The 8,044-nt window shown below is 51.3% G+C and carries 6 protein-coding genes, 1 tRNA gene and 1 other RNA gene; 1 reads left to right on the top strand and 7 read right to left on the bottom strand.

From position 1 onward, the window contains the following. Positions 1-189: 189 nt before the first annotated feature. Positions 190-1,011 (top strand): YggT family protein, encoded by an 822-nt coding sequence (locus JRF57_15430; GenBank protein MBW2305093.1) that lies wholly within the window; start codon positions 190-192, stop codon positions 1,009-1,011. A 23-nt stretch (positions 1,012-1,034) separates the two neighbouring features. Here the strand turns inward: JRF57_15430 and JRF57_15425 are convergent, their stop codons facing one another. From JRF57_15425 to JRF57_15395, 7 genes are all read right to left on the bottom strand, one after another. After that, a complete protein-coding gene (locus JRF57_15425) occupies positions 1,035-1,751 on the bottom strand; it encodes a hypothetical protein (protein ID MBW2305092.1) in 717 nt (238 codons plus the stop codon). Positions 1,752-1,801: 50 nt separating this feature from the next. Beyond that, positions 1,802-2,198, bottom strand: an RNA gene (rnpB, locus tag JRF57_15420) — RNase P RNA component class A. 12 nt (positions 2,199-2,210) lie between these two features. Then, positions 2,211-2,948, bottom strand: coding sequence for a hypothetical protein (locus tag JRF57_15415; protein ID MBW2305091.1), 738 nt, complete (start codon positions 2,946-2,948; stop codon positions 2,211-2,213). 102 nt (positions 2,949-3,050) lie between these two features. Further along, positions 3,051-3,848, bottom strand: a complete 798-nt coding sequence (locus JRF57_15410; GenBank protein MBW2305090.1) for a Nif3-like dinuclear metal center hexameric protein — start codon at positions 3,846-3,848, stop codon at positions 3,051-3,053. 196 nt (positions 3,849-4,044) lie between these two features. Beyond that, positions 4,045-4,120 (bottom strand) — tRNA-Ile (locus JRF57_15405). A gap of 83 nt (positions 4,121-4,203) precedes the next feature. Then, on the bottom strand, positions 4,204-5,967 hold the full coding sequence (gene rpoD / locus JRF57_15400) for an RNA polymerase sigma factor RpoD (protein MBW2305089.1): 1,764 nt from the start codon (positions 5,965-5,967) through the stop codon (positions 4,204-4,206). Between the two features lie 31 nt (positions 5,968-5,998). Beyond that, positions 5,999-7,753 carry a DNA primase gene (locus JRF57_15395; GenBank protein MBW2305088.1) on the bottom strand — a complete coding sequence of 585 codons (1,755 nt, stop codon included), beginning with the start codon at positions 7,751-7,753 and terminating at the stop codon, positions 5,999-6,001. Positions 7,754-8,044 lie beyond the last annotated feature (291 nt).

Below are 8,044 nucleotides of genomic sequence, written 5' to 3'. Positions count from 1 at the left end.
CAAGTTCAAGGAAGGCGAAAATTTCAACCACAGGAATACATTTAGTATTTTGAGGATTGAAATTTAAGCCTGACGCAGAAATTGGGCAAAAGGGGGCGTTTTTCAAAGGTCTCGCATAAACAATCTTGAACCCGTTAAAAATTACTTTTGCTTGCAGGATTCAGGTTCAAATTTCCGGGAGGCATTGTTATGTATTTCATGAAGGCGCTCATTGATTTTTGTCTGGTCCTTCTGCTTATAAGGCTCCTGATCCGGCCAAATGAGGCTTATTTTGATCCCATCTACCGTCTGATTTACCGGATTACCGATCCAATTCTCGTCCCGGTCCGGTACATTACCCGCCACCTGAACAAAGGCATCCTCTTGATCCTTCTCGCCCTCGTGCTTCTCCGGGGGCTCGTTTACAGCGGCCTGGGAGCGATGTCCCTTCGGGCCGGGGTGGGAATCAGCTTCCTGGCCCTGTTTCAGCTCCTTTTCCAGGCCTATATGGTGATGTGGTTTGTCTCCCTCCTCTCCGGGAGATCCTTCGGGACCTCTTTTCTCAACCTGATTCAAAGGGCCTTCTCTCCCTTGTACAGGATTTCGGGGCGTTTCGGGGTTCAGCGGGCTCGGTTCCACCTTTTTGCATTCCTGTTTCTATGGGTCCTTTACGCCTGCTTGAGTACTTTGATCCGGTACGGGATGATTCCCGGGGCAATGGCCTCGCATCTCTCTCCGTTCTATGGTTTTGCGGAGGGGTTGATCCTTGTGGTCGGCCTTTTTCCCTTTCCCGGCTTCTTTTCCCTTGTCATCATCGCCGGTGCCCTGATTTCATGGGTGAACCCCGATCCCTCCAATTCCATCGTCCAGGCCATCTATGGAATAAGCGAACCCCTCCTGGTTCCGATTCGACGATACATGCCCCTCCTGGCGGGTATAGATTTCTCCCCGATCGTTGCCCTTATCGGCTTCCAAATCCTGGGGGCCCTGGTCCACCAACTCATCGCGGCGTTTATGAGGGGTGTGCTTTGATCCCATGGCCCGGGGCTTCATCACTAGGGATGGAGTTCCAGGGCGTTCAGGACACCGTGGCATCGGCAGGCCGTTCCGATGAGCCATTTTCGTGCTTTTCCCTTTCGCACCTTTTCCAAGAGTTGAATCATGTCCTTGACCCTGTATCCTCCAAGGCCCGGGGCGATTTGCCGGCTCCTGATGATATGGATGGCGAAATCCCGGATCTCAAGTCCTCCCAGGAGCTTAAAAAGGGGCATGGGCCTTGGCTTTCCGGTGACCGTACAATGATCGGCCGGTTCGGGGCAGTCATCAGGACAACGGAAATCGGCATAGCTGACCAAGAGGGACCCGTCGGCACCTTTCCAAGTGTAGGGCAGGGAAGGGAGGATGTTTTCCGGGACCGGTAATGTGACCGGATGGTGAGTCGCTTGAAGAAGGCCCTTTGCCCACTCAAAGGCAAGGTGGAGAGGCACAGCGGGGATGATGAAGTTTTCCGGGTGTAAGCGGGAAAAATTTTGTATCAAGAAAGAGGCCCCGTCACAAAGTGCCGTGTAGAGAAGAAAGTCGTCATCCGAGATCGAGATTGCCGTTTCGTCCTTTTCCACGACCAGGAGGGGTGTGCCTTCGCGTTTTCTCAGAATCCCGACGGCCCTTTTCCCGAAATGACCGGCTCCCACGACGAGAACCATATTTGCCGGGAGGGGGGAGGAGAGGGCGCAATCCTGAATTTCAAAGGTTTCGGGTGGGGTTTTCTCCATCGTATTTCCTCTACCATGGAAACATTAAAAGGTGTTTCCATGGTAGAGGAGGTTAGAGCAGGCCATAAGCCGGGTTCTGTTTCCCCGGGTTTCGCCTGCGGCAAATCCGGGGACAATGACCATTCATCTAGTCCCACCGTTACCGGCGGGATCGAGCGACCTACCCGGGAACTCGGGCGGACCACCCTCCTGCGTTCCCCTATTTGGTCTTGCTCCGGGTGGGGTTTACCAAGCTCCTGCCGTCACCGGCAGGACTGGTGAGCTCTTACCTCACCTTTTCACCCTTACCTGGTTCCACAGCCGCGGCCGTTTCACCAGGCGGTTTCTTTTCTGTGGCACTTTCCTTCCCGTCGCCGGGACTGGGTGTTACCCAGCACCCTGTCCTGTGGAGCCCGGACTTTCCTCCCCTTTGTCCTCCGACAAAGCAGCGGTCATTTGTCCTGCTCTAACCTTCCTGAATTATACCTCGTTCTTGGATTTCAAAAAATAATCATCTTCGCCCCAGTATATCATCCGGTGACAATGGGGACAGCTCATGAGCGCATCTCCCCTGAGCAGTTCCCTGAATTTTTGAGGAGGGATCTCCATGTGACAGGTCTGGCAAACCCCCTTTACCACCGAACTGATGGCGAGCCCTCCTTTTCGCTCCTTAAGAAATCGATATCGCTTCAGTAATTCCTGGTCCGCTTCTCCACTAAGGATCTTGTTCCTTTCCTGGAGCACCTTCAATTCTTTCTCGAGAGCGGACAATTCCTTTTTGATCTCTTTCTTGTTTTTTTGGAATTGGCTTTGCAAGTCTTCCCACATCTTCTGGTTGGTCTTGTTTTCCTCCTCCGCCGCTTCAATATCTTCCAAGAGTTGAAGCAACCTCTCTTCAGCAGCGAACTTGGTATTCTTCAAGTCCTCGATTTCTTTCAAGGCGGCGGAATATTCTTTGTTCGATTTTATATTGGAAAGCTTCTGGTTGCTCTTCTCGATTTTGGCCTCCATTTCCTCGATCTCCCTTTCGATCCGCCTCCTATTCTTGACCAGATCCTGGAGTCGTTCCGCGGTTTCCTTGAAGGTCGATTCCATGGCCTGAAGTTCCTTTTCGAGTTGTTGAATCCTCAAAGGCGCTTCGCTCTTTTTTCGCATGATTTCCTGGATTCTGCTGTCACAGGCCTGAATTTGAATCAGGGTCATGAGTTTTTCTTTCACTCTGTTTCTCCCTTACCAAGATGTTTATATGATTGACGAATCGCTCAGCCGGAAATATCGAGGAGAGGCAGCGGGATACTCCGGTATCAGCCAATAAGGATCTCAAATATGGAACTGTGGCGGTCTTTCCCGGTCATAGGTCTTGATCGTCACTTCCCAGCGTCGGTCTTTAAACATGGCCTCTAATCTCCCGGCAAAGCGCATGAATGCCGCCCATTCCGTGTGAAAGTGGCCCCCATCGACGATGGCCACTCCAATGGCCTCGGCTTCCCGGGCATGGTGATGCCCGACATCGCCGGTAACCAGTACGTCGGCTCCTTTTTTTGAGGCCAAGGAGAGCAGACCGGCCCCTGATCCACCCACTACGGCCACCCTATGGATCCTTTGATTCAGATCCCCGGTAACCCGCGCCTGTTGGATGTTAAGTGCTTTTTTAATGCGGTGTACCAGGTCTTTAAGGGCAAGGGGGTGGGGCAGGGAACCGATTCTTCCCAGGCCTGCCTCGGATATCCGTGGATCCCGGTGTTCCTGGAGTATTTCTATATCGGTCAATTGGAAGAGTTCGGCCAGTTGGTCGTTGATCCCTCCTTTTGCAACGTCCAGATTCGTGTGGGCGGCCACGATCGAGATGTCGTTTTTCAGGGCCAGGGCGATCACATCACCCGGATAGGAATCCGCGTCCAGGCAAGACAGGGATCGAAAGAGGAGCGGATGATGCGTAAATAGCAATTGTGCCCCCTGTTTCAATGCATCTTTCAGGGCCTCAAGAGATGGGTCCAGGGCTATCAGGATGGTGTCGATTTCCAGGGAAAGGCATCCTACCTGCATTCCAGGATTGTCCCATTCCTCAGCCAGCCGAGGGGGGGCGATTTCTTCGAGAAGTTCCAGGATCTGTATCAACTGCGGCCTCATAGGCTTACCCTGAATGGAAAGGGAAACGGGCCTCCCGGAAGGTGAGGGAAAGGAAGGCCCATTCTGTCCACGCCAAATCAGAAGGGCGCACCCTTACAGGTGCGCCCTTTCCGGGGTCAGACATAACATATGATTAATGGCGAAAAGCGAAACGATCCCGCGTTCATAATTGTCAGCAAATCTTTGGTGGGCCCACCTGGATTCGAACCAGGGACCTACCGGTTATGAGCCGGTGGCTCTTCCAGCTGAGCTATAGGCCCAACCTCCATATTCTCAAAGTGCATTGTTTAGCATGCAAGTTGAAGGCCTTTTTGTCAAGGGAAATCCCCTTGCCCGAAAACCCCTATTGCTCGATGAAGCTTCGTAGCTTCTTGCTCCTGCTGGGATGTCTGAGTTTTCTGAGGGCCTTGGCCTCAATCTGTCGAATCCTCTCTCTGGTTACGTTGAAGTCACGGCCCACTTCCTCAAGGGTATGATCGGATTTTTCCCCTATTCCGAAACGCATCCGCAGCACCTTTTCCTCCCTTGGTGTGAGGGTGGTGAGAACTTTTCGGGTCTGCTCCCCTAGGTTGTGATTGATTACCGCGTCCCCGGGAGACATGATTTTCTTGTCCTCTATGAAATCTCCAAGGTGACTGTCCTCTTCTTCACCGATGGGGGTTTCCAGGGAGATGGGTTCCTTGGCGATTTTCAAAACCTTTCGTACCTTTTCAAGAGGAAATTCCATCTTCTCGGCGATTTCCTCAGGAGTCGGTTCCCTGCCATGTTCCTGTACGAGGTATCGGGAGGTCCGAATCAGCTTGTTGATGGTCTCGATCATATGGACGGGGATACGGATCGTCCTGGCCTGATCGGCGATAGCCCTCGTAATGGCCTGCCTGATCCACCAGGTCGCATAAGTGCTGAATTTATAACCCCTCTGATACTCGAATTTATCCACGGCCTTCATCAGACCGATGTTGCCCTCTTGGATGAGATCCAAGAATTGAAGTCCCCGGTTGGTATATTTCTTGGCGATACTCACAACAAGCCTTAGATTGGCCTCGATCAGTTCGCATTTGGCCTTTTTGGAACTTTCCAGGCTGGCCTCCACCCTCTTAAGGGTATCCCGGAGTTCCCTGTTGCCCATATTGGTCCGATCCCTGATCTCCTTTATTCGTTTCTGGGCTCGATCCACCTTTTCCTTGAGGGCCAGCAATTCGGACTTCTTCATGTTGAGCGGAGAGACAAGGTCTTCATCCCCTGCAGTCTTGGGAATTTGGGCTATGCATTTTTTCAGGTAGGAAATGGGCTTCCCACCCGCCTGGAGCATACAGTCGGCAATATCCTTTTCGGCCTCATCGATGATGGACACCATCTCTCTGAGTCTTTCCACCATACGATCGAGTTGGTTTTTTTCCAGCTTGAAGGATCCAATAAGCTCCATGATCTTCGCCTGGATTTCCTGTATTTGGGGCCTCAGCTTCTTTTTCCTCGCTGCGGTGCAACGTTTTTTCATCATCTCCTGTTTGGCCCTGCACTGTTCCAGATACAGATCCTTGATTTCTTCAATAAGATTAAGAACAGACTGTCGCTTTTCCCCTGCCTGCGAAGGCCCGTCTTCATCTTCAAGATCATTGATGACGTCCTTGAGCTTGATTTCACCCTTCTTGAGTTTCTCCCCCAGATCGATGATATATTCGACCCCTACGCAACATTCCAGAAGTGCATGAAGGGCCTCCTTCTCACCGGCTTCTATACGTTTGGCTATTTCCACTTCGCCTTCACGGGTAAGCAGTGAAATACAACCCATCTCCTTCAGATACATCTTGACGGGATCAGAAACCCTTGTCCCGCTGTCCGCCAGTTCAGCTCGATAGATCCCTTTTTCCGGGATTTTTTCTTGACGTTTTTTGATCTTCTTGGATTTTTCGATTTCCTCCTTTGATGCCTCATCGATCACCATGATATCCAGCTCTTCGAACATCATCATCAGGTCATCGATATATTCAGAAGAGACGATATCGTCGGGCAAATCATCGTTCAGTTCTTCGTATGTGATGTAACCTTTGTCTTTGCCGATATCTATCAGACGTTTCAAATTCACCATATCCGAGTCGTTGGTCATGTTCTAACCTCCCGAAAGGTGTTCTATATCTTTAAAAAACCCGGTCTTCAAGGCGTCTCTTGGCGGCCAGCAATCGGTTTAATTCCGCCAGGTCGGATTTTTCTCTGGCGCTTTTCTTTATGGCCGCCATTTCAGCCTTGAAGACTTTATTTTCGAAGTCCTTGAGAGCCTGTTCCACCATGTGTTCGGGGAAGAATGAGGGTTCCAGTTCTGTCTCCCTCAAAAGGGCCTTGGCCTCATCTCCATGCAATTTTTCCCGAACAAGGTCGGATGAGAAATCACCTTCCCGCTCAAGGATTTCCGCAACGACCTGAAAGATTTCAATGACTGCGGGGTTGGACAAGAGCAAACGGCAATTCAAGAGTCGGGGTACTGTGTGAGGATGATGGACCAGGAGATTTAGCAGATAATGGTCGTCCAGGCCCTTGAGTCGGTCACAGGGATCGGGTTGAATCTCCGTTGCCTCTCTCCCGCGAATGTCCCTTGAATAGGATAGGAATTTTCCGAATTCCACTCCCAGTGCCCTTTCCTCCACTCCCGATTTTTCGGCCATTCGCCTGATATAGAGCGATCGTTGGGCCTCGTTTTTCAAGTTTGAGAGGATAGGGAACATTTCCTTGAGCGCTTGTACCCTGTATTCAATCTGATCCCCCGCCTGGGTCAGGTTCAGCTCGATAACAAAATCGAAAAGGGGTACAGCCCTCTCCAGTAGTTTCAGGAATCCATCCAGCCCGTTCTTATGCACATAACTGTCGGGATCTTCCCCTTCCGGAAGAACCAACACCCTGGCGGGAAAACCTTCGTCCAGGAAGAGGGGAAGACTCCGGAGGGCGGCATGCTTGCCGGCTGTGTCCGCGTCGAAAACCACAACTGCCTCCCTGGCGTATCCCTTAAGCATCCTGATGTGATCTCGGGTCAAAGCGGTTCCAAGAGTGGCAACGGCTCCGTTAAATCCATGTTTCCGAAGGGCCAGGACATCCGTATAACCCTCTACGATAACGGCGCTCCCGCTTTCTCGAATGGCCGGGTACGCGGCGTGGATCCCATAGAGGGCCTTCCCCTTGTGGAAGATAGGACTTTCCGGAGAATTCAGGTACTTGGGCAAGGAGTCATCCAGGACTCTTGCTCCGAACCCGAGCACCCTTTTTTTCATGTCCAGGATTGGAAAGACAATCCGCCCCCGGAACCGATCGTAATACCCGCCGCTTTTTTTAGGGATCACCAGGCCGGCTTGAACTGCAGTGTCCATATTCACGCCCTGGGCAAGAAGTCTCCGCGTCAACCCGTTCCATTCTCCCGTGGCGTACCCGATCCTGAATTCGATGACCAAATCCTTGGAAATTCCCCTCTGATCAAGGTATTTCCGGCCGTGGGCCCCTTCCGGAGCCTCTTTCAATATGGCCTGGTAATATTGGGCCGCCTGTTCATTCAGGTCATAAAGGGAATCCCTCTGGGCCTTTTTTTCCCTCTGGTAAGAACTCATGGGTTTTTCCGGCAAGGCCACATGGTACCTTTCGGCCAGATCTTTTACGGCCTGAGGGAAGGAGACCTTGTGGTATTCCATCCAAAAGGCGAAAATGTCTCCACCCTTTTTACATCCGAAACAATGAAAAATTTGTCGTTCAGGATTGACGGTGAATGAAGGGTCCTTTTCCGAGTGAAAAGGACAGAGACCGATAAAGTTCCGCCCCCCCCGCTTTAGTTGTACATATTGCCCAACCAGTTCGACGATATCCGCCGACCTCTTGATCTCTTCTTTTGCACTTTGGTAAGCATCCAAGCGCATGAAATAAAATATTCCCGAAGTTCAGATGTTTTTTTGTCCTTCAAGGAGGATCAAGGTTGAAAAACACCGGATACTTGATTAGTGTCCATCCATAAATGCCCCTTTTCCCCAATCTCTGCGCCTGCCTGTGCCGGGCCTATCTGCCGTTCCGACGGGACAGGCAGGCACGGCAGACAGGTCAGGCTCAGATTTTAATCCTCAAAATACTTCAATATGTATTCCTGCGGTTAAAATCTTCGCCTTCCTTGACCTTGAACAAAATTGCCTGCTTTATGGATAGACACTGATTCG

This window comes from Deltaproteobacteria bacterium, from assembly GCA_019310525.1.
Taxonomy (GTDB): domain Bacteria; phylum Desulfobacterota; class DSM-4660; order Desulfatiglandales; family HGW-15; genus JAFDEE01.
The sequence above is the reverse complement of the archived record's forward strand: the minus strand, read 5'-3'. Positions and strand labels throughout refer to the sequence as shown.

Bases quoted from the DNA above. Each gene is read 5' to 3' on its own strand.
- JRF57_15430 (MBW2305093.1), top strand. From the start codon at position 190: ATGTATTTCATGAAGGCGCTCATTGATTTTTGTCTGGTCCTTCTGCTT.
- JRF57_15425 (MBW2305092.1), bottom strand. From the start codon at position 1,751: ATGGAGAAAACCCCACCCGAAACCTTTGAAATTCAGGATTGCGCCCTC.
- rpoD (MBW2305089.1), bottom strand. From the start codon at position 5,967: ATGACCAACGACTCGGATATGGTGAATTTGAAACGTCTGATAGATATC.
- JRF57_15395 (MBW2305088.1), bottom strand. From the start codon at position 7,753: ATGCGCTTGGATGCTTACCAAAGTGCAAAAGAAGAGATCAAGAGGTCG.